Source organism: Streptomyces sp. NPDC028331, from assembly GCF_055565775.1.
Genome location: NZ_JBVHTR010000024.1, coordinates 87,271 through 106,872, shown reverse-complemented (window position 1 = coordinate 106,872; position 19,602 = coordinate 87,271). Strand labels below are relative to the sequence as shown.

Here is a 19,602-nt window from a genome sequence, read left to right as displayed (position 1 = left end):
ACGGAGCGCCTGATAAATCGGTTCGACTGGCATGGTTTGTCGACCGTATGTGTAATCAAGAAAGCCCCCGTGATCTTTGTCGTCACCTTACTAGGCGGCGCCCGGTGCGAGTCAACAGGACAAAGAAGACAGTCACTTCGACAGACGCCGGACAGCGGTGTCCATACGGTCCAGTGTTTCGTCCAGCACCTTGAGGGAGGTGCCGAAATTGAGGCGCACGAATCCGTTTCCCGCCGCGCCGAAGGACGGTCCGGAGAACAGCAGGACCTTGGCCTCGTCGCGGAAGAAGGCCATGGGATCGTCGGCCACGTCCAGGCGGCGGCAGTCCAGCCAGGCGAGGAATCCGGCCTCGGGAACCCGGTAGGACAGTCCCGCGGGGAGCCGCTCGGCCACCCGATGGCGGTTGCGGTCGAGCAGTCCCATGACCTCCTCCAGCCAGGAATCGCCCGATGTCCAGGCGGCCTTGAGCGCCTCCACGGCGAGCACGCCCACCTGACCGAAGAGGAGGCCCCGCCGGGCGTCGACGGCCTCGCGCACGGCCTTGGGGCCCACATGGGCGACCGCGCAGCGGATCCCGGCCAGGTTGAACGCCTTGCTGCCCGAGGTCAGGGTGACGGTGCGGGCCGCCACCTCGGGGCCCAGTGAGGCGAACGGGACGTGCCGGTGCGGGGCGTGGGTCAGATCCGCGTGCACCTCGTCCGAGACGACCAGCAGGTCGTGGCGGAGCGCCAGCTCTGCGAGCGCCTCGAGCTCGTCACGCCTGAACACCCTGCCCGTGGGGTTGTGCGGATTCACCAGGAACAGGGCGCGGCAGCGCCCGGGTCCCGCACCCGCCACGGCGCGTTCCATCCGGTCCGGATCGAACCTCCAGCCCGTGCCGTCGTCCTCGATCGGCACTGTCAGCGGCCGGCGGCCGATCCGCTCGATGACCTCGACGAACGGGGGGCAGGCCGGGGTGTGCACCAGCACCGCCTCGCCGGGGGCGGTGGCCAGCTGGAGGATGGCCAGCATCGCCTGGTTGACGTCGGTGAACAGCCGCACGTGGGTGGGGTCCGGGAGGTGTCCGTAACGGCGCCGGGTGCGCTCGGCGAACACCTCGCCGAGCGGACCGCCCTCCGACTCGTCGAACCACGTCGGATAGCCGAGGTCCCCTGCGGCCCGGCGCGCCACCGCCTCACGGATCGCGGGTGCCGTGGGAAAGTCCATGTCCGCGACCCAGGAAGCCAGCACGTCCGCTCCGGCGTGCGCCCATTTCTCCCCGTCCCGGCTTGACAACTCGCCAATGTCGAGAGAATCCAGTGCCGACTGCGCGGCCAAGGCGGAGGAGTTCATGGTGCGACCTCCCGGCCGGTCGGGAAAATCCCGCTACGGAGCCGATACCCCGAAAGGCATTGCATCAGGTTGCGCTCCCAGTTCTCGAAGAAATACTGTGACGCTCGTCACCTTGTGACGGCCGAAGGTGATCGATAATCTGGCCAACCAGTCGTTGTGGCAATGTATTTGTCAATATGTCAGTCAGGGAACGGTTGCCTGCCGAATACGTGCATGCGCCGCCCGGAACTCCGAGACGGAAGGCGGGGAATTGACTTCCTATGCCGTTCAGCTCCCAGGCGACCGGACGAGCGGTGGTTCCCAGCCGCGCTGCGCAGGAACGGCGCGCCGGAATGTCCCCGCGATCCACGACGCCGCCCTCGGGACGCTGGCGAAGACCTGTGGCACCACCCGGGAACGGGTGGCCGTCGCCGCGTTCGCCGCCCTGCTGTACCGGTACACCGGCCGGAACCACGTCGAACTCGGGCTGAGCCGGGACCGCTCCGACGACACCGCCGTCCGTCTGACGGTCACCGGGGAGGCCACCTTCCGCGCGCTGGTGAAGGACGCCGGAGCGGCACAGGAGCACCCGGCGGGGAGCCGCGTCCCCACGGTCGTCGGCATCGGAGCGACGGTGCCGGCCGGCCTCCCGTACGAGGCACGGCTCGTACTGCCCGCCGTCGGCGAAGGTCCGCTGCCGGTCGAACTGCGCTACGACCAGTCGGTCTGCGACGCCGCCACGGCCGAGCGACTGCTCGCCCATTTCCACGCCCTGCTGGCCGAGGGGCTCGCCCGCCCGGACCTGCCCCTGGCGGAGCTGGAGTTCCTCGGTGAGAGCGAACTGCACCGGATCCTCGTCGAGTGGAACGCCACCGCGGCGGAACTGCCGCACCAGCGGTCGTGTCTGCACGAGGCGTTCGAGGCTCAGGCCGCGCGCGCCCCGGACGCCGTCGTCGTGGCCCAGGGCGACGAGCTGCTGACATTCCGCCAGGTCAACACGGCCGCCAACCGGCTGGCCCACCGGCTGCGGAGACTCGACGTCGGCCCGGACCGGCGTGTGGGCCTGTACCTCGACCAGTCGCCCGATCTCCTGGTCGCCATCCTCGGCGTGCTCAAGGCGGGCGGCGCCTACGTACCGCTCGACCCCGGCTACCCGAGCGCGCGCGTGGCCGCCATGATCACAGGCGTCTCCTGCGTGGCCGTGATCAGCCGAAGCGACCTCGCCGACGGGCTCCCGCAGGCCGAGGGGCCCGGAGCCCATCTGATCGTCCTCGACCGTGCGGCCGACGAGCTGGCCGCCGAGCCCGACCACGATCCGCATCCTCTGGCCGGTCCGGACAACCTCTGCTACGTCATGCACACGTCCGGCTCCACCGGCACGCCCAAGCCCATCGCCCTGTGCCATCGCGGTGTGATGAACAACATCGCGGACCTCAACACCCGCTTCGACGTGGGACCGGGCGACAGGGTCCTGGGCCTGTCGTCGCCGAGCTTCGACATGTCGGTGTACGAATTCCTCGGCGTGCCCGTCGGCGGAGGCACCCTGGTGCTGCCCTCGCCCGGCCGCACCAGGGACCCCGGGCACTGGGCCGAGCTGTCGGCCCGGCACCGGGTCACCCTCTGGAACACCGCGCCGGCGCTGCTGGAACTGGTCCTGGAACACCTCGACCATGCCGAGCGGTCTGCACCCGACGAGCAGTGCGCCGACCCGCAGCCGGCCGGCCGGGCGCTGCCCCTGCGCGACCTGCGGCTGGTGATGCTCGCCGGTGACTGGATCCCACTGCGGATGCCGGACCGGATCCGGTCCCGCGCACCCGAGTGCCGTTTCATCTCCCTCGGCGGCGCGACGGAGGCGTCCATCTACTCGACCCTCTTCGAGGTCGAGGCCACCGACCCGGCCTGGACGAGCATCCCGTACGGGCGCCCGATGGCCAACCAGCGGGTGTACATCCTCGACGACGCCCTGCGGCCCGTACCGCCCGGTGTCACGGGCGAGTTGTACCTGGCCGGCACCGGGCTCGCCCGCGGGTACCTGGGTCAGCCCGAGCGGACCGCGGAACGCTTCCTGTCGTGGTCGTACGGACCTGTGAGCGAGCGCCTCTACCGCACCGGAGACCTGGCCCGGTTCGACGCCGACGGACTGATCGAGCTGATCGGCCGGGTCGACCTGCAGGTGAAGATCCATGGCCTGCGCGTCGAACTCACCGAGGTCGAGGCGGCGTTGCGCGACCATCCGGCGGTCAAGGAGGCCGTGGTGACGGCACAGACCGATGCCGCCGGCGCCCCGGTCCTGGTCGGCTACGCCGTGCCGCACGAGAGCGTCGGCTTCCGGGCCGACGACGTACGGGAGCACCTGGCGTCCCGGCTCCCGCCGCACATGGTCCCCGGTGCCCTGCTCACGCTGCCGGCGCTGCCCCTCAGCCCCAACGGCAAAATCGACCGCAAGGCCCTTCCCGCCGCGTTCGCGCCCGGACCGGCCCGACCGGACCCCGCGGTGCCCGCCGAGGACCGGCCGCAGGGCCCCTGGGAGGCACGGCTCGGCACGGTCTGGCAGGAGGTCCTGGGCGTCGCGTCGGTGCGCCGGGACGACGACTTCTTCATGCTCGGCGGCGACTCGATGAAGGCCATGCGCACCATGGCGCTGATACCGGGCTTCACCCTGGCGGACCTGTACCGGCATCCGACCCTGCGGGAGCTCGCCGGGCATCTGGAGAACACCGCGGGCGACCCGGACGCCGAGCCGCCCGGCGACGTGGCCTGACCGGCCGGCCACACCGGCGGGCGGCACCGTGGCGTGCCGCCCGCCCCGGCCCGTCACGAACCCGCCGAACATCGCACCGGGAGCCGGCTGACGCCCGTCAGAAAGCTGGAGGCCATCCGCTCGACCGGCCCGGCCGGCTCCAGTTCACCGACCTGACGGCGCAACTCCTCCAGCATGACGCGCAGTTCCACCCGGGCCAGCGGTCCCCCCAGACAGAAGTGCGGGCCGTGACCCAGGGTCAGGTGCCTGTTAGGGGTGCGGGAGATGTCGAAGCGGTAGGGATCCTCGAAGATCTCCGCGTCTCGGTTCGCCGAGATGTTCCACAGCGTGACGATGCTGCCGGCGGTGATCCGCCGGTCCCTCAACTCGATGTCAGCCGTGGCGGTACGGCCGATGTGCGTCACCGGAGTCGTCCAGCGCAGCACCTCCTCCACCGCGGGATCGAGCAGCCCCTCGTCCTGGCGCATCCGCTCCCACTGCTCCGGGTGGTCCATCAGTGCCAGCGCCGCGCCCGCGGACGACAGCCGTGTCGTCTCGTCGCCGCCGATGATGATGTTGTAGCAGTTCAGCAGCACCTCGGCGTCGCTGAGCCGGGCACCGTCGGCCTCCTCGGTGGCCAGCAGGCTCACGATGTCCTCCCCGGGCGCCTTGCGGCGGCCGGGAAGCAGTCCGGCGTAGTAGAGCAGGATCTCCTGCTGGGCCTGCGCGGCCTCTTCCCGGGACTCCTGCGAACCGTCCGCGCCCAGCGCTGCCATGGTCATCTCCAGCATCGCGGCGCGGTCCGAGGGCGGCACGGCGAGCAGCTCGCAGATCGCGACGAGCGGGATCTGCGCCGCGACATCGGCGACGAAGTCGCCCCCGCCCGCCGCCACTAGGGCCGCCACCAGGCTGCGGGTAGCGGCCCTCACGCCGTCCACGACCGGGGCCATGGCCCGGGCCGAGAACGCGCCGCTCAGCATGCGGCGCACGGCGGTGTGCCGGGGCGGATCGGTGACGACCAGCATCTGGCCGCCCGCGGAGTCCCCGCCGGTGAGCAGGGTGCCGAGCATGTTGCCCTGCTCCGAACTGAGCCGCGCGGTGTCCCGGTAGACCGCGGCGATGTCACGGTAGCGCGTGACCGCCCAGAACCCCGGGCCGCCGTTGCCGGTCTCGCACCGGACGACCGGGTGATTCTCCCGCAGTTCGCGCCAGGTGTCGCAGGTGTCCGGGTCCGGATGCACGGCCGGGTCGATCATGTTGAAGGGAATCGTGGGCCCGCCGACGGTGCCGGTGAGGTCAGCGGTCATGCGACGCCCCGATGAGGTCGTCCGCCCAGGATCGTTCGATCAGCTCCAGGCAGTCCGCCCGGGCGGCCGGACCGTACGCGACCGACCAACCTGCCGGAACGTCCGCCGCCGCGGGCCACAGCGAGTACTCGTGCCGGTCGTTGACCAGAGCGAGGAAGCGGCCCACGGTGTCGGCCGGGGCGTCGAAGGGACTTCTCACAGGTGTCTCCTGACAGGTAGGGCAGGGTGCCGACGGGATCGCTCACGCGGTGTGGTCCGGGCCGTCCAGGCGCCGGGCGAGCACGGCGGCGATGTCGGCCAGGGGGCCGGGGGCGAGCATGTCACCGTGCCGGCAGGCGATCGGATGACTCTCGATCCGTCCGCTCGTGTACGGCGCCCAGTCGCCCGGCCCCTCGGGATCCGGCGCCTTGTCCCCCATCGCCTCGAAGAACAGCACGTCCACGTCGACGGGCCGGGAGTCGTGCCGCCGCTGTGCGTTGATGTTGTTGGTGAACACCTCGGCCACCGAGGCCAGCTGATCGCTCGACAGCGTGCCGAGCGGGCTGCCGTGCTCCGTCAGGACGCGCAGGGCCGCCGCCGGGTCGAGCGGCGGTGCGCCGTCCGGGTGCCGGATCCCGAGCGAGTGCAGCACCTCCGCGAGGGCCTCGGGCTGGTCGTAGTCGACCGGGCGGGCGTCCGGGCGCCGGGGATAGGAGTCGAGCAGCGCCAGCAGCGCGACCTCCTCGCCCTCGGTGCGCAGCAGCCGGGCCGCCTCGTGGGCGAGGATGCCGCCCATGGACCAGCCCAACAGGTGGTAGGGACCGTGGGGTTGGACGGAGCGCAGCTGTGCCACATGGTCCCTGGCCATCGCGGCCAGGTCCGGGATCAGGGCGGCGGGGTCGTCCAGGCCGCGGGACTGGAGGCCGTAGACCGGGCGCTCGGCGTCCAGGTGGCGCAGCAGCCCCGAGTACACCCAGCCGAGCCCGACGCCGGGGTGGAAGCAGAACAGCGGCTCCCGGCCGCCATGCGGCCGCAGTGGGATCAGCACGTCCAGCGCACCGTCCGGGTCGACCTGCGGCGCCGGACCGTCGAGGAGGGCGGCCAGACCGGCGACGGTCGGGATGCGGAACAGCGTGTCGATGCCGAACCGGGCCCCGAAACGGGAGCGCAGCAGCCCCAGCAACCGGAAGGCGAGGAGCGAGTGACCGCCGAGGTCGAAGAAGCTGTCGTGCGCACCGGGCCGGCCGGCCGGCCCCTCCGTGCCCAGGACCTCGCCGAAGAGGGCGGCCAGCTCCTTCTCCAGGGCGGTGCCCGGCGGCCGCTCCTCGCGGCCCGCCGCGCTGCCGGCATCCGGCGCGGGCAGCGCCCGCCGGTCCAGCTTGCCGTTGGGCGTGCGGGGCAGGGCCGCCAGGGTGACGACCATCGGCACCATGTGCCGGGGCAGTGTGCCCTCGACGTGGCGGCGCAGCGCCAGGCCGTCGGTCGCGGCTCCGGGTTCGAGGACGACATAGCCGACCAGCCTCCGGTCACCGGGCCGGTCCTCGCGGACCGTGACGGCCGCCTGGGCGACGTGGGGGTGGCGGACGAGGGCCGCCTCCACCTCGCCCAGCTCGATCCGGAAGCCGTTGATCTTGACCTGGTCGTCCAGCCGTCCGAGGAACTCCAGGTTGCCGTCCGGCAGCCAGCGCACAAGGTCCCCCGTGCGGTACATCCGGGCTCCCGGCTCGCCGTACGGGTCGGCGACGAAGCGCTCCGCGGTCAGCGAAGGCCGGCCGAGATAACCGGTGGCGAGGCCCGGGCCGCCCAGATGGAGCTCGCCCGGCACGCCCACGGGGACCGGGCACAGTCCCTGGTCGAGAACGTAGGCGCGCGTGTTCCAGGACGGGCGGCCCACCGGGGGTGCCTGGTCGAAGGGGCCGTCGCCGAGCCAGCCGGTGGCGTAGACGGGAGCCTCGCTGGGGCCGTAGATGTTGACGACGCGTGCGCCGGGGAACGCCGCCGCGATGTCGTTCGCCACCGCGGCGCCCAACTGTTCGCCGGCCAGCACCACCGTTCCCGCGGTGACCGCCGGGTCCAGGCGCCGGATCAGGTCGGCGAAGACCGAGGGCACCCCACTGACCAGGGCCGGCGCGGTGACCGGGCCGGCCGCCAGGGTCTCCTCCTCCGCCAGGGCGAGCAGATCCCGGTGGATCCGGACGGTGCCGCCCGTGGCGAGCGGGCCGAAGACCTCGAAGACGGAGACGTCGAAGCTGACCGAGGTCGTGGCCTGCACCTGGGTGAGCCCCTCCGTGCCGAGGAAGCCGGCCAGCCAGGCCAGCAGGTCGGCCATGTTGGCGTGGGAGACGACCACGCCCTTGGGCCGCCCGGTGGACCCGGACGTGTAGATGATGTACGCCGGGTCCGCCGGGCTCAGCGGACGCGGACGCTCGGCGTCGGTGACATCGCCGTCGGGCCGGCAGGCCCGGTCGACCGCGGGGTCGTCCAGGACGAGCCGCGGGACGTCGGCCGCGGGCAGGGCAGGGTCCGTCCCGGCGGTGGTCACCAGGAGCGTCGGCCGGGCGTCCGTCAACAGCAGGGCGATCCGTTCCCGCGGGTACTGCGGGTCGACGGGCAGATAGGCGGCGCCGGTCTTCAGCACCGCCACCAGGGCCACGAGCAGCTCGGCGGAGCGGGGCAGGGCGAGCGCGACGATGCGGCCGGGGCCGGCGCCGCGGGCGAGCAGTTCCCGGGCCAGCCGGTTGGCCCGGGAGTTCAGCTCGGCGTAGCCGAGTGTGACGCGGCCGTCGACGACGGCCGGTGCGTGCGGCCGCTCCCGCGCCCGGGTCTCGAACAGCGCCGGGAAGAGGCGGTTGCCGTCCCGGGGGACGGGATCGCCGTGCCACCGGTCGAGTCGGCGCAGCTCCGCCTCGGAGAGCAGCACGGTGTGTTCGTACCGGTTCCCGGGGGCGGTGGCCAGTGCGGTGAGCGTCCGCCGGTAGTAGCCGCCGATCTCGGCCACCTGCTCGTCGGTGAACCGGTCGGCGTCGTAGCGCAGATGCAGTCGTACCGCGGCCGAGGTGAGGTCCTGGGAGAACTCGGCGCCGAACGGGATGCTGGTGTTGGTGACGCGCCGCTCGTCGAGCACCTCGAGTTCGGCCGCCCGGTCCAGGACCGAGCGGTAGACGTGGAAGCGGGTGAAGTTGAAGAAGCTCTCGAACAGCTCCCGGCCGCCGACGGCCCGCTTGATCTCCGGCATGGGGAAGCGCCGGTGCGGCTGTACGGCGATGTCGGTGCGGTTGACGGCGGTCACCAGGTCGTCCCAGGTGCCTCCGGTCAGCCGGGTCCGGAAAGGCAGGGTGTTGAGGAACATGCCCAGTACCCGGTCGCCGTCGCGGTCCTCGGTACGGCCGTTGTAGACGACGCCGGTGACGACGTCCGGGCTTCCGGTGAGCAGGGACACCACGCGCAGGTGGGCGGCGAGCAGAAGGGTGCGCACGGGCACCCCGAGCCGTTCGGCGCACTCGGTCAGTGCCGACGCCTCGTCCTGCGGCAACTCCACGGGGACGATGCGCATGTCGGGCCGCCCCGTCGCGGGCCGCAGCCGGGGCAGCGCCGTGAACTCGCAGTCGGCCAAGTGCTCCGCCCAGAAGGCGCGATGCTCCTCGTCGGCCACGGCGGCGCGTTCCTCGGCGACGAACGCGCCGAACCGGGCTGCGGGGGGTTCGGGGAACACGATCGTGGATGTCCCGGAGCCGTCCACGCACCGCAGATAGCGGTCGAACAGCTCGGTGATCAGCGAGCGCTCGCTCCAGCCGTCGAGGATCGCGTGGTGCTCCGTGACCCACAGCTGGAAGGTGTGGTCGGTCAGCCGCTGCGCGTGGAACCGGATCAGCGGGGCCTGTTCCCAGGAGAACGGGGTCTGCTTCTCGGCCGTGAACCGCTCGTCCAGGGCGGTTCGTCGACCGGCCTCGTCCAGATGGCGCAGGTCCTCGAAGGAGACCGGGGCCGTGACGCGGCGGTGCACCAGCTGGAGCGGTTCACCGAAACCCTCCAGGTGGAAGGAGACCCGCAGGATCTGGTGGTCGGCCACCATCGAGTCCACGGCGGTGCGCCAGGCGTCCTCGGACCAGGCGGCCCGGATGTGGTACCCGCAGACGTTGTGGTACATCCGCTCGGCCGCGTCCAGCCCGCTGTGGTAGAGCATGCCGGCCTGCAACTGGGAGAGCGGGAAGGCGTCCTCGACGTCGGCGGGCAGCGCAGCCCGGTCATCGGCGGTCAGCAGCGACAGCGGCCGGTACCGGGTGCCCCCGCTGCCGGGCGCGACGAGGGAGGTGTGCGGGGCCAGCTCCCGGATGGTCTGGTACTTCAGGAGGTCCTGGAGCCGGAAGTCCAGCCCTTGTTCCCGGGCCCGGCTGAGCAGGGCGATGGTGCGGATCGAGTCGCCGCCCAGCAGGAAGTAGTTCTCGTCGGTGCCCACCCGCTCATGGCCGAGCACCTCGCTCCAGACCCGGACGAGGATTTCTTCCGCCCGGTTGGCCGAGGCGGTGACCGGCGCGTCGGCCGCGCGGGACGGAGCGGGCAGCCGGCGCCTGTCGACCTTGCCGTTGACGGTGAGCGGGAAGCGGTCGAGCACCACGAAGGCTGCCGGAACCATGTGGGGAGGCAGCGCGTCGAGGAGGTGGTCCCGCAGCTCTGCCGCGCCCAGGCCGGCCCGCTCGGAGACGACGTGGGCCACGAGCCGCGGGCCGCCGTCCCGGCCGTCGTCGACGGCCGACACCAGGGCCTCCCGTACGTCCGGATGCCCGACGAGTGCCGCCTCCACCTCCCCCGGCTCGATCCGGAAGCCCCGGATCTTCATCTGGTCGTCGGCCCGGCCGCAGTACTCCAGCTCTCCGCCGGGCAGCCGCCGTACCAGGTCGCCGGTGCGGTAGGCCCGGCCGCCGGGCAGCGTGACGAAGCGGGCCGCGGTCAGCTCCGGGCGCCCGAGGTAGCCATGGGCGAGCCCGGCACCACGCACGTACAGCTCGCCGGTGACCCCGTCGGGTACGGGGCGGCCCCGGTGGTCGAGGACGTCCAGCGCGAGGTCCGGGATGGCGACGCCGATGACGCTGCCGGTTCCCTCCTCGGCATCCTGCGGCAAGATCGGCCGGTAGGTGACATGGACGGTCGTCTCGGTGATGCCGTACATGTTCACCAGGCGCGGTCCGTCGGGGTGCCGTGCGAACCACGGGCGCAGCGTTCGCGGCTCCAGCGCCTCGCCGCCGAACACCACGTACCTGAGGGCCGGTACGGCGACGTCCGCGCGGTCCTCCTCGCGCATCAGCACGGCGAACGCCGACGGGGTCTGGTTGAGGACGGTGACACCTTCGGCGGCCAGGAGCCGCAGAAGCGCACCGGGGTCCCGGCTGATCTCGTACGGGACGACGACGATCCGGCCGCCGTGGGCCAGCGCACCCCACAGCTCCCACACCGAGAAGTCGAAGGCGTAGGAGTGGAACAGGGTCCAGACGTCGTCGGGGCCGAACCCGAACCAGTGCCCGGTCGAGGTGAACAGCCGGGCGACGTTGCGGTGCGGGATGAGAGTGCCCTTGGGTTCTCCCGTGGAACCCGAGGTGTGGATGACGTACGCCAGGTCGTCCGGGCGGACCCGGTGGGCCGGTGCCTCGGCCGGGTGCGCGGCGATGACGGCCGCGTCGTCCCGGAGCGAGACCACGGTGCCGGTGAAGCCGTCCAGCCAGGCGCCCGGCCGCCCGTCGACCAGTACATGGGTCAGCGCGGTGTCCCTCACGATGAAGGACAGCCGGGCGTCCGGGTACGCCGGGTCCAGCGGGACGTAGGCACCACCGGCCTTCTGGATGCCCAGGATCGCCACGACCAGGTCCGGGGACCGTTCGGCGCTCAGGCCGACCAGGACCTCGGGGCCCACGCCGAGCTGCCGCAGGTGCCGGGCGAGCCGGTTGGAGCGCCGGTCGAGCTCGGCGTAGGTGAGCTGTTCCCGGCCGTGGCGGACCGCGACGGCGTCGGGCCGGTCGGCGGCATGACGGGCGAACCGGTCGAGGACGGTCTCCTCGCTCGCCTCCGGCGCCGCGTGGGCCGTTTGCCCGGTGGCCGGCACCGCGAGCGTGTGCACCGGGGCGCCCGGGCTCCGTACGACCTCGGTGAGGAGCCCGGCGTAGTGCCGGGCGAACTGCTCGGTCAGCCAGTCGGGCCAGGCGGCGTCGAAGCGGGCCTCCCCGTCCGGCGTGACGGTCAGCCGCAGCGCATGGGGGTGCGGCGCGGGAGTGTCCTGGCGGGTGACGACGATCCCGTCCGGCAGCTCCCACGCGCCGGTGTGCCCCGCGCGTAACTCGAAGGCGACGGGGAGCGGCGGCTGTTCGTCCGGCCAGTCGGCCCCGGCGCCGCGAGGGGCAAGGTGCCGGAGTCGTCCGAGTACGGTGCGGAAGTCCGGGTCCCCGGTCAGGTCCGCGTGGACGGTCAAGGCAGTGGTGAACGGGCCGACGGCGGAGGCGAACGCGGTCCCGCGCTCGTCGCGGGCCGTGGCGAGAAGGACGTCGTCGGTGTCCGCGTACCGGGCGACCAGCAGGGCCAGCAGGGCGGTCAGCCCGTCGTCGAGGCCGGCGCCGGCCGCCGCGCACAGGTCGCGCAGACCCGTGACGGCTTCCGCCGGAAGGCGCAACCGATGGGTGGCGGCCCGGTCGGGAAGGACGCTCGGAAGCCGCGGCGCTGTGAGGTCCTCGGCGTCCGCGGCCGCGGTGAGGGGGCCGTCCGCGGCGGCCGCGGCGTACTCGGTGAACTGCGGTGCGGGTGAGGCGGCCCGGTGTGTCGCCTGCGGTGCGTCCTGGGCCTGCCAGGCGGCCAGGAGGTCGTCGAGGAGAAGATCCAGGGAGCGTTCGTCGGCGACCATGCGGTGCAGGGTCAGCGTCAGCCGGAGACCGGTGCGGCCGGCGGGTTCCACGGCGGCCCGCAGCAGTGGTCCCCGCTCCGGGTCGAAGGCGGCGTCCGGCTGCGCCCACAACGACGGCGGTTCGCTGTGCACCGACTGCACCAGGGTGGTGCCCTCGAAGGTGAAGCGGGTGCGCAGCGCGTCGTGGCGCCGGACGCACTCGGCCACGGCGGACCACAGCCGCGTGGTGTCGGTGGTGCCCTCGAGGGTGACGGTCAACCGCAGCTCGTGGACTGTGTGATCCGGTGTCAGCTCATGGGCGACGTAGAGCTGCTGCTGGTGCGGTGTGGCCGCGACGGCGGTCTGCGGCAGGGCGGCCATCGGTGCCTGCGCATGGCCCGCCTGATGGGTGCTCACTGATCATCGACCCTTCGTCGTCACGGGTGTCGCTGCTGGGATCGTTCGGTCCGTCGGCGCCATTCGCCCAGTGCCCTGGCCCGGGAGGCGCCCCGAGCGGGCGTCCGGGCCGGGCGGGCGTCCGGGGCGTCCGCGCCGCCCGGTGGGGCGTCGAGCCGCCGCGCCAGGCCGCGGACGGTGGTGTGACGGAAGAGTTCGGCGGCGGTCAGCTCCGGATACCGGTCTGCCAGCAGCACGAGCACCCGCAGCAGTCCGGCGGAGGTGCCGCCGAGATCGAAGAAGGTGGTGTCCAGGTCGGCGACCGGAGCACCGAGGACGCGTTCCCAGGCCCGGCGAACCGCGTCGAGGGCCCGCCCGGCGGGCTCCGCGTCCGGCGGACCGGGCCGCGACGACATCGCCTGCGCCGCCCAGCCGCCCGCGGTGGACCGGTCCACCTTGCCGTTGGGCAGCTGGGGCAGTTCCCCGACGAACAGCCACACGGCGGGCACCATCGCCGGCGCCAGAGAGGCGGCCGCGTACCGCCGTATCTCCTCCGCCTGCTCCGGTGGCACCGGCACGGGCGCGCCGGGGTCCGGGGCGCCGCTCGCGGGAACGAGACACGCGGTGACCGTGGCGCCGTCCGAGGCGACGGTGACGAGGGCGTCGCGGACCGCCGGGTGGGCGCGCAGCACGCTCTCGATCTCAGCGAGTTCGATCCGTTGGCCGAGGATCTTCACCTGGCCGTCGGCACGACCGAGGAACCGCAGGCCGTGCTCGGGGTCGAGAACCGCGAGATCGCCGGTGTCGTACCCGGCGCGGCCCTCGTACCGACGGAACCGGTCGGCGGTGAGGTCGGGCCGCCGCCAGTAGCCGGAGCCGACGCCCGCTCCGAGGACCAGCAGCCGGCCTGGCACACCGGGCGGCAGCGGCCGATCGTGGGGATCGACCACCAGGCACTCCTCGCCCTGCAGGGGACGGCCGATGTGCACGGGTACGTGCGGCCTTACCCGCCAGACGGTCGACCACACCGTGGTCTCGGTCGGGCCGTAGCAGTTGAGCACCTCGCCGGGCACCAGTGCGTCCAGCCGGTCGGCCAGGTCGCGCGGAAGCTGTTCACCGCCTACCAGCAGGGTGCCCAGCCGGCCCAGCAGGCGGCGCCCGTTCGGGTCGTCGGCCAGGATCCGCGCCACCGTGGGGGTGCACTGGTAGAGGGCACCCGTGGGTACGTCCTGCCCTGCGACCTCGCGGTGCCCGGTCAGCAGGACGGCACGGCCGGCGGTGAGCGGCCAGTACAGCTCCAGTGCGCTGATGTCGAAGGAGACGCTGGTGGCCGCGACGGTGACCGCGGGCGGGCCGGACAACTCCCGGTCGAAGGCGGCGAAGAGCGCGGACAGGTTCTCGTGGCGGACGATCACGCCCTTGGGCCTGCCGGTCGACCCTGACGTGTAGATGACGTAGGCGGGGTCCTCGGGGCGGATCCGCGGCCATCGCTCGGGTACCGGGGCTGCCGCGTCCGGTGCGAGGACCACCGTCCCCGCGGCCCCGGGGTCGGTGCCGGGTACCGGTGCGCCGACGATCGCGGACGGCTGGGCGTCCTCGATCATCAGCCGGAGCCGGCCGGCGGGGTAGTCGGGGTCGAGCGGCACATAGGCGGCACCCGCCCGCCAGACCGCGAGCAGAGCCACCAGCAGATCGGGGGTGCGCGCCAGCCGCACGGCCACCCGGTCACCGGGCCGTACCCCCGCCTCGATCAGGGCGGCGGCCAGTTTCCCGACCCGGTGGTCCAGTTCGGCGTAGCCGACCTGCGCGCCGCCGTACACCAACGCGGTCGCCTCGGGGGTGCGCCGGGCGTGCTCGGCGACGTGGTCGGGTACGGCCCGGCGGGTCTTCGGGTGCGGTTCCGCGCCGGCCTTCGTAACGGCTGCGGGGTCGCTCTCCCCCACGCCGGTGCCGGCTCCCGGGTGGCCACCGTCGGCGTCTGTGCCGGCCCCCGGGCCGCCCTCGCCGGTCAGCCGCAGCCGGGTGAGCGGGACGGCCGGTTCGGTGGTGAGAGCGCTGAGGGCGCGTAACAGGTGCTCGGCGAACGATTCGGCGGCGCTCGTGGGTAGTTGGGAGCGGTCGTACTCGACACTCAGACCGGCGCCGCCGTCGGCGGCCCGGTGCAGGGTCACTGCGAGCGGGTACTCGCCCGCCGCCACGGAAGGCGGAGTGAGCTGCCAGACCAGGCCGCTTGCGGTGACCTGGGCGGGCGCGGACGCCTGGGTGCAGATGATGCCGGTCAGGGGTTTGCGTCCCGGACTGCGCTCGGCCCGGCTCACCCGCAGGATGTCCTCCACAGGCAGTTCGGCGTGGTCCAGCGCGTCGAAGAGGGCGTCGGCGGCGAGGTCGCACACGGACGCGGTGTCGGCCCCGGTCAGCCGGAGGCGGACCGGCAGGGTGTTCTGGAGACAGCCGATGACGTCCTGGTCGGCCTTGTTGCGGGTGGTGGCGACGGTGGCGAGCACGACGTCGTCGCTGCCGCTGTACCACCCGGCCACCACCCCTACGGCGGCGAGGAGTTGGGCGAACACGGTCGCCCCCGTCGCCCGGGCGCGCCGGTGCAGCGCCGCGGTCAGCGCCGCCGGAATGGGCAGGATCACCGTGGCATGGCCGGGCGGTTCGGCGGACGCGATCCGGGGCAGCGCGGTGTGTGCGGGGCAGTCGTCGAGTTCCCGGGACCAGAAGGCCTCCAGTGCCGCCACGCGGTGGGCGGCCGGTGCCGGTCTGCGGTCGTCGGCCCTCCGCGGCGGTGTGCCGGCGTAGGCGTCGGCGAGCAGCCGCAGCAGGACGGCGGCCGACTCCTCGTCGAACACCGCGTGATGGATCCCCACCAGGCAGTGTGCGCCGTCCCCGGTGACGACGACACGGATCCGGCACAGCGGCCCCTGCCCGTGGACGAAAGGGGCACCGGTCTCGGCGATGCGCGCCGTCAGCACCGTGTCGTCCGCGGACCGTTCGGTCGCGATGTCGACCTGCGCGGTGGTGTGCAGGCGCCGCAACAGGCCGTCGGCGGTGGGGTGCAGGGATGTCCGCAGCGCCGGCTGTGAGGCGACGACCGACCGGACCGCCGCCGTCAAACGGTCGGGGTCGACCGGTCCGTCGACGCGGATGTGGTGGAGAAGGGTCGCCCGGCCGCCCTGTTGGTCGAGCAGGAAGAATCGCGTCTGTTCGGCACTGGCCGGACCGATCTCATTCTCTAAACCCACGTCGTCAGACATTCAGAGAGCCCCCGCCTCAAATCCGCGTGAGGAATTAACAGAGCCACCCTAGGAAGATCCGTTTTCCGGTGTCAAGGAAGAAGATCGATTGACCGTTCCCGGGGCGCACCGGCGGATTTCCGCGTGTAATGGGACATTGACAGTGTGACGTGCGTCACGTTGATCACCGATGGGTGGCACTGTAGCGTGACCCGGGTATTCAATCTGCAGGTCCTTGAGATCATGGGCAGTTGAGGCGGCGACCCGGCGACGGGCGCCCGGCCGGCCCGGGGAAATTCCGTCACCGCGCAGGCGTGGCGAAGAATTCGGACCAATGGAATTCGGGGGACTTTTTAGTGGAATCGAATTTACATCCACCCGGTGCCTCCGCCGGTGAGGCCGCGGTCCTGGCGGAGAATCTTTGGAGCGAGATTCTGGGCCCTGACGCCGATACCGGCACCGGATTCCTGGAGAACGGTGGCGATTCATTCCGCGCGGTCCTGCTGACCACCCGTCTGTACGAACTGACGGGGCGTGAGATCGAGTACCTCGACGTGCTCGAGGCGGACGGGGCCGGGGCGATCGCCCGTCTGCTCACCACCGACACCCCGGGGAGCTGACCCATGGGCTGGCAACTGGCACCCAACCAGATCGACCTCTACACCGCCGACCACGCCACCGACGACCCCGCCACGTATCTCGTGAACGCGGTCTACCGGATCACCGGTCCCGTCGACCCCGACCGCCTGGCCCGGAGACTGGAGCAACTCTCCGCCGACCACCCCGTGCTCGCCTCAAGGGTGGTCCGGGACGGAGCCTCCTGGTTACTGGAGGACGTGCCCGACCGCCCGCAACTGCGGTGCGTCACACTCGACACCGACCCGGACGGCACGGCGGCCCGGCGACGGGTGCACGACGAACTGCGGGTCCCGCTGGACCTGACCGAGGGCCCGCTGCTGCGGGTCGTCCTGCTCCGCTACCGGCCGGACACCGCCGACCTCCTGCTCGTAGCGCACCACTTGGTCGTCGACGGGCACTCCCTGGCACTGATCGCCCGCCGGCTGCTGACCGACGAGCCCCGCACGTCCGGTCCCGCCTTCGCCGACTGGGCCGCGACCGCCCGCGATCGGCAGAGCGCCCGCACCGCCGACGCGGCCGCGATCCGTGCCGAACTCGCCGCCGCAGACAGCGCGCCCTCCCTCGACTGGGCCGCGCCGGACGGCCCGCCGCCCCAGAACGAGCCGACCGGCGGAGTCGCCGAGGCCCTCATCCCCGCCGCGCTGCACGAGGGCATCCGGCGGCTGAGCGCCGGCCTCGGCATCACAACCCACTCGGTGGTGCTGGCCGCCGCGGGGTTCGTCATCGGCCGCAACTCCGGCTGCTCCCGGCCGGTCGTCGGTACCACCGTCTCCCGCCGCCCGGCCGCCCATGCCACCACGGTCGGGTACTTCAACACCACCACACCGGTGCCCATCGGCCTCGACGACGCGACCACCGTGTCGGACTTCCTGCGCGCCGTGCACCGGCGCGGAATGCGGGCGTACCGCGAGGCAGACGTGCCCCTGTCCGCCGTCTGGCCCTCCTCCGCCGGCACCACACCACAGGTGGTGCTGGCCGCCATCGACGCCCTGCCGCACCTGTCCGACGGTGAGCTGACCGCGGTACCGCAGCAGGACCAGGGGCTCGGCACGGCCCACTTCCCGCTCACGGTCGGCCTCTACCAGCAGCCCGACCGGCAGGGCGGGATCCGGATGCTGCTGCGGCACCAGCGCGCCCTGGTCGACGACTCGGCCGCCGCCCTGTTCTTCCGGCAACTGCTCCACGTGCTCGGCGAGTTCACGCAGAGGCCGGAGCGGCTGCTCGGTGCCGTGGACACTCTGCCCGACCCGGAGGTGCTCGCAGGGCTCGACACCGGGCGCGGCGCGCAGCTCGACGTACCCGCCCGTACTCTGACCGAGCTGTTCGAACAGCAGGCCGCCACCGTCGCCGACAACATCGCCGTCGTCTGCGGCGCGGACCGACTCACCTACCGCGAACTCGATGCGCGCTCCAGGGCGCTGGCCGTCGCGCTCGGCGAGGCCGGAGTACGGCCCGGCGACCGGGTCGGCGTCTGCCTGGACCGCGGCACCGGCCAGGTCACGGCCGTCCTCGCCGTGCTGCGCGCCGGAGCGGCCTACGTGCCCCTCGACCCGGACTATCCGCCGCAGCGTCTCGCCTTCGTCGTCGAGGACACCGGCCTGCGCACCGTCGTCACCCAGGAAGGACTGCTGTCCGGGACGCAGGGGCTGCGCGTGGTCCCGGTGGACGCCGAGCCCGAGAATCCGAACCGGCCGCTGCCCTCAGTGACCCCCGACACCACGGCCTACGTGATCCACACCTCGGGGTCCACCGGCCGGCCCAAGGGCGTCCTGGTCAGCCACCGCAACGTGGTCGCGCTGCTCGCCGCCACGCAGCAGGAGTACGCACCCGGACCGGACGACGTCTGGTCGTACTTCCATTCCCTTGCCTTCGACTTCTCCGTCTGGGAGATCTGGGGCTGCCTGCTGAGCGGCGGCCGGCTCGTCGTCGTCCCCTACGACGTCTCACGTGATGCCGAGACGTTCCACGCCCTGCTGTGCGCCGAGGGCGTGACCGTCCTCAACCAGACGCCGTCCGCGTTCGCCCAACTCGTGAACACCCGCGCCTTCCAGGACGGCGGCCTCGCGGTACGGCTGCTCATCTTCGGCGGCGAGGCCCTGGACCGCGGCATCCTGCTGCCCTGGATGGACCGCTATCCCGAGGACGTCTGCCGCGCCGTCAACATGTACGGGATCACGGAGACCACCGTCTTCTGCACCTGGCACACCGTCGACCGCGCCGAGGCACGGCGCGGCAGCCGCTCCATCGGACGGCCCGTCCCCGGCTGGGACATCCACGTCCTGGACGGTCGCGGACGCCCGGTCCCCCCGGGTGTGCCCGGGGAGATCTACGTCGGCGGTGCCGGCGTCGCCCAGGGGTACCTGGACCGGCCGGAGCTGAACGCCGAGCGGTTCCTGGACGGCCTGCCGGTCCTGCCCGGCCGGCGCCTCTACCGCAGCGGCGACCTGGGCCGCTTCCTGCCCGACGGCCGGCTGGAGTACCTGGGCCGACTCGACGAACAGGTCAAGATCCGCGGACACCGCATCGAGCTCGGCGAGATCCGGCACTCCCTCCTGGAGGATCCGCGCGTGCGGGCCGCCGCCTGTGTGGTGCGCACCCCCGGCGGACCAGAGACCGCGCGCGTGGACGCGTATGTCGTCACCGACCATCCGGACGCGCTCGACGACATCCGCCACCGTCTTGCCGAGCGGCTCCCCGGCCATGCGCTGCCCGCCACCCTCACGCCGGTGCCCGAACTGCCCCTGACCCCGAACGGCAAGCTGGACACCGCCCGGCTGCCCGACCCCGCGCCGGCCGTGCCCACCGCCGACCGGGACGCGCGGCCGGCGGAAGCCGACGGCCCCTGGGCGGCCATGGCCGCGACCTGGCAGGAGGTCCTCGGTGTGCCCGTCGGCGCGGACGACAACTTCTTCGACCTCGGCGGCACATCGGTGCAGGCGGTCCTGCTCATCAGCGCCCTGCGCGAGGCGAACTTCCCCGACGTCCGTCTGCGGGACGTCTTCCGCAACTCCACCCCCAGGCGGCTGGCCGCCGCGCTCGACCAGCGCCCGGCGCAGTCATGACCCGACGAGTCCGGTCCGGGGGAACGGACCGTCCTCGACCGGTCATTCGTTCCCGGCCTGGTCGCACGCA

8 protein-coding genes are annotated in these 19,602 nt (G+C 72.6%); 3 read left to right on the top strand and 5 right to left on the bottom strand.

Going from position 1 to position 19,602, the window contains the following annotated elements:
• Positions 1–132: 132 nt before the first annotated feature.
• Positions 133–1,332 (bottom strand): MalY/PatB family protein, encoded by a 1,200-nt coding sequence (locus tag ACZ4SW_RS29380; RefSeq protein ID WP_468251659.1) that lies wholly within the window; start codon positions 1,330–1,332, stop codon positions 133–135.
• Positions 1,333–1,582: 250 nt separating this feature from the next.
• Between ACZ4SW_RS29380 and ACZ4SW_RS29375 the strand changes: the two genes are divergently transcribed.
• On the top strand, positions 1,583–4,072 hold the full coding sequence (locus ACZ4SW_RS29375; protein WP_468251657.1) for a non-ribosomal peptide synthetase: 2,490 nt from the start codon (positions 1,583–1,585) through the stop codon (positions 4,070–4,072).
• Between the two features lie 53 nt (positions 4,073–4,125).
• On the opposite strand, the gene ACZ4SW_RS29370 is transcribed toward ACZ4SW_RS29375, so the two are convergent.
• Genes ACZ4SW_RS29370 through ACZ4SW_RS29355 form a run of 4 tightly spaced genes read right to left on the bottom strand, consistent with a single transcriptional unit; the run spans position 4,126 to position 15,840 of the window.
• Positions 4,126–5,358: a cytochrome P450 gene (locus ACZ4SW_RS29370; RefSeq protein ID WP_468251656.1), complete on the bottom strand. Its 1,233-nt coding sequence runs from the start codon at positions 5,356–5,358 to the stop codon at positions 4,126–4,128.
• A complete protein-coding gene (locus ACZ4SW_RS29365) occupies positions 5,348–5,557 on the bottom strand; it encodes an MbtH family protein (protein ID WP_468251654.1) in 210 nt (69 codons plus the stop codon). The genes ACZ4SW_RS29370 and ACZ4SW_RS29365 overlap by 11 nt, the downstream gene beginning before the upstream one ends.
• Before the next feature lie 42 nt (positions 5,558–5,599).
• Positions 5,600–12,616, bottom strand: a complete 7,017-nt coding sequence (locus ACZ4SW_RS29360; protein WP_468251653.1) for an amino acid adenylation domain-containing protein — start codon at positions 12,614–12,616, stop codon at positions 5,600–5,602.
• 20 nt (positions 12,617–12,636) lie between these two features.
• The gene (locus ACZ4SW_RS29355; protein WP_468251651.1) at positions 12,637–15,840 is read right to left on the bottom strand and encodes a non-ribosomal peptide synthetase; all 3,204 of its coding nucleotides are present in this window, start codon (positions 15,838–15,840) and stop codon (positions 12,637–12,639) included.
• 305 nt (positions 15,841–16,145) lie between these two features.
• Between ACZ4SW_RS29355 and ACZ4SW_RS29350 the strand changes: the two genes are divergently transcribed.
• Entirely contained in the window at positions 16,146–16,451 is a 306-nt protein-coding gene (locus ACZ4SW_RS29350) for a phosphopantetheine-binding protein (RefSeq protein ID WP_468251650.1), read from the top strand.
• A gap of 3 nt (positions 16,452–16,454) precedes the next feature.
• Positions 16,455–19,532 (top strand): non-ribosomal peptide synthetase, encoded by a 3,078-nt coding sequence (locus ACZ4SW_RS29345; RefSeq protein ID WP_468251649.1) that lies wholly within the window; start codon positions 16,455–16,457, stop codon positions 19,530–19,532.
• Positions 19,533–19,602: the final 70 nt, after the last annotated feature.

Bases quoted from the DNA above. Each gene is read 5' to 3' on its own strand.
- ACZ4SW_RS29380 (WP_468251659.1), bottom strand. From the start codon at position 1,332: ATGAACTCCTCCGCCTTGGCCGCGCAGTCGGCACTGGATTCTCTCGAC.
- ACZ4SW_RS29345 (WP_468251649.1), top strand. From the start codon at position 16,455: ATGGGCTGGCAACTGGCACCCAACCAGATCGACCTCTACACCGCCGAC.
- ACZ4SW_RS29370 (WP_468251656.1), bottom strand. From the start codon at position 5,358: ATGACCGCTGACCTCACCGGCACCGTCGGCGGGCCCACGATTCCCTTC.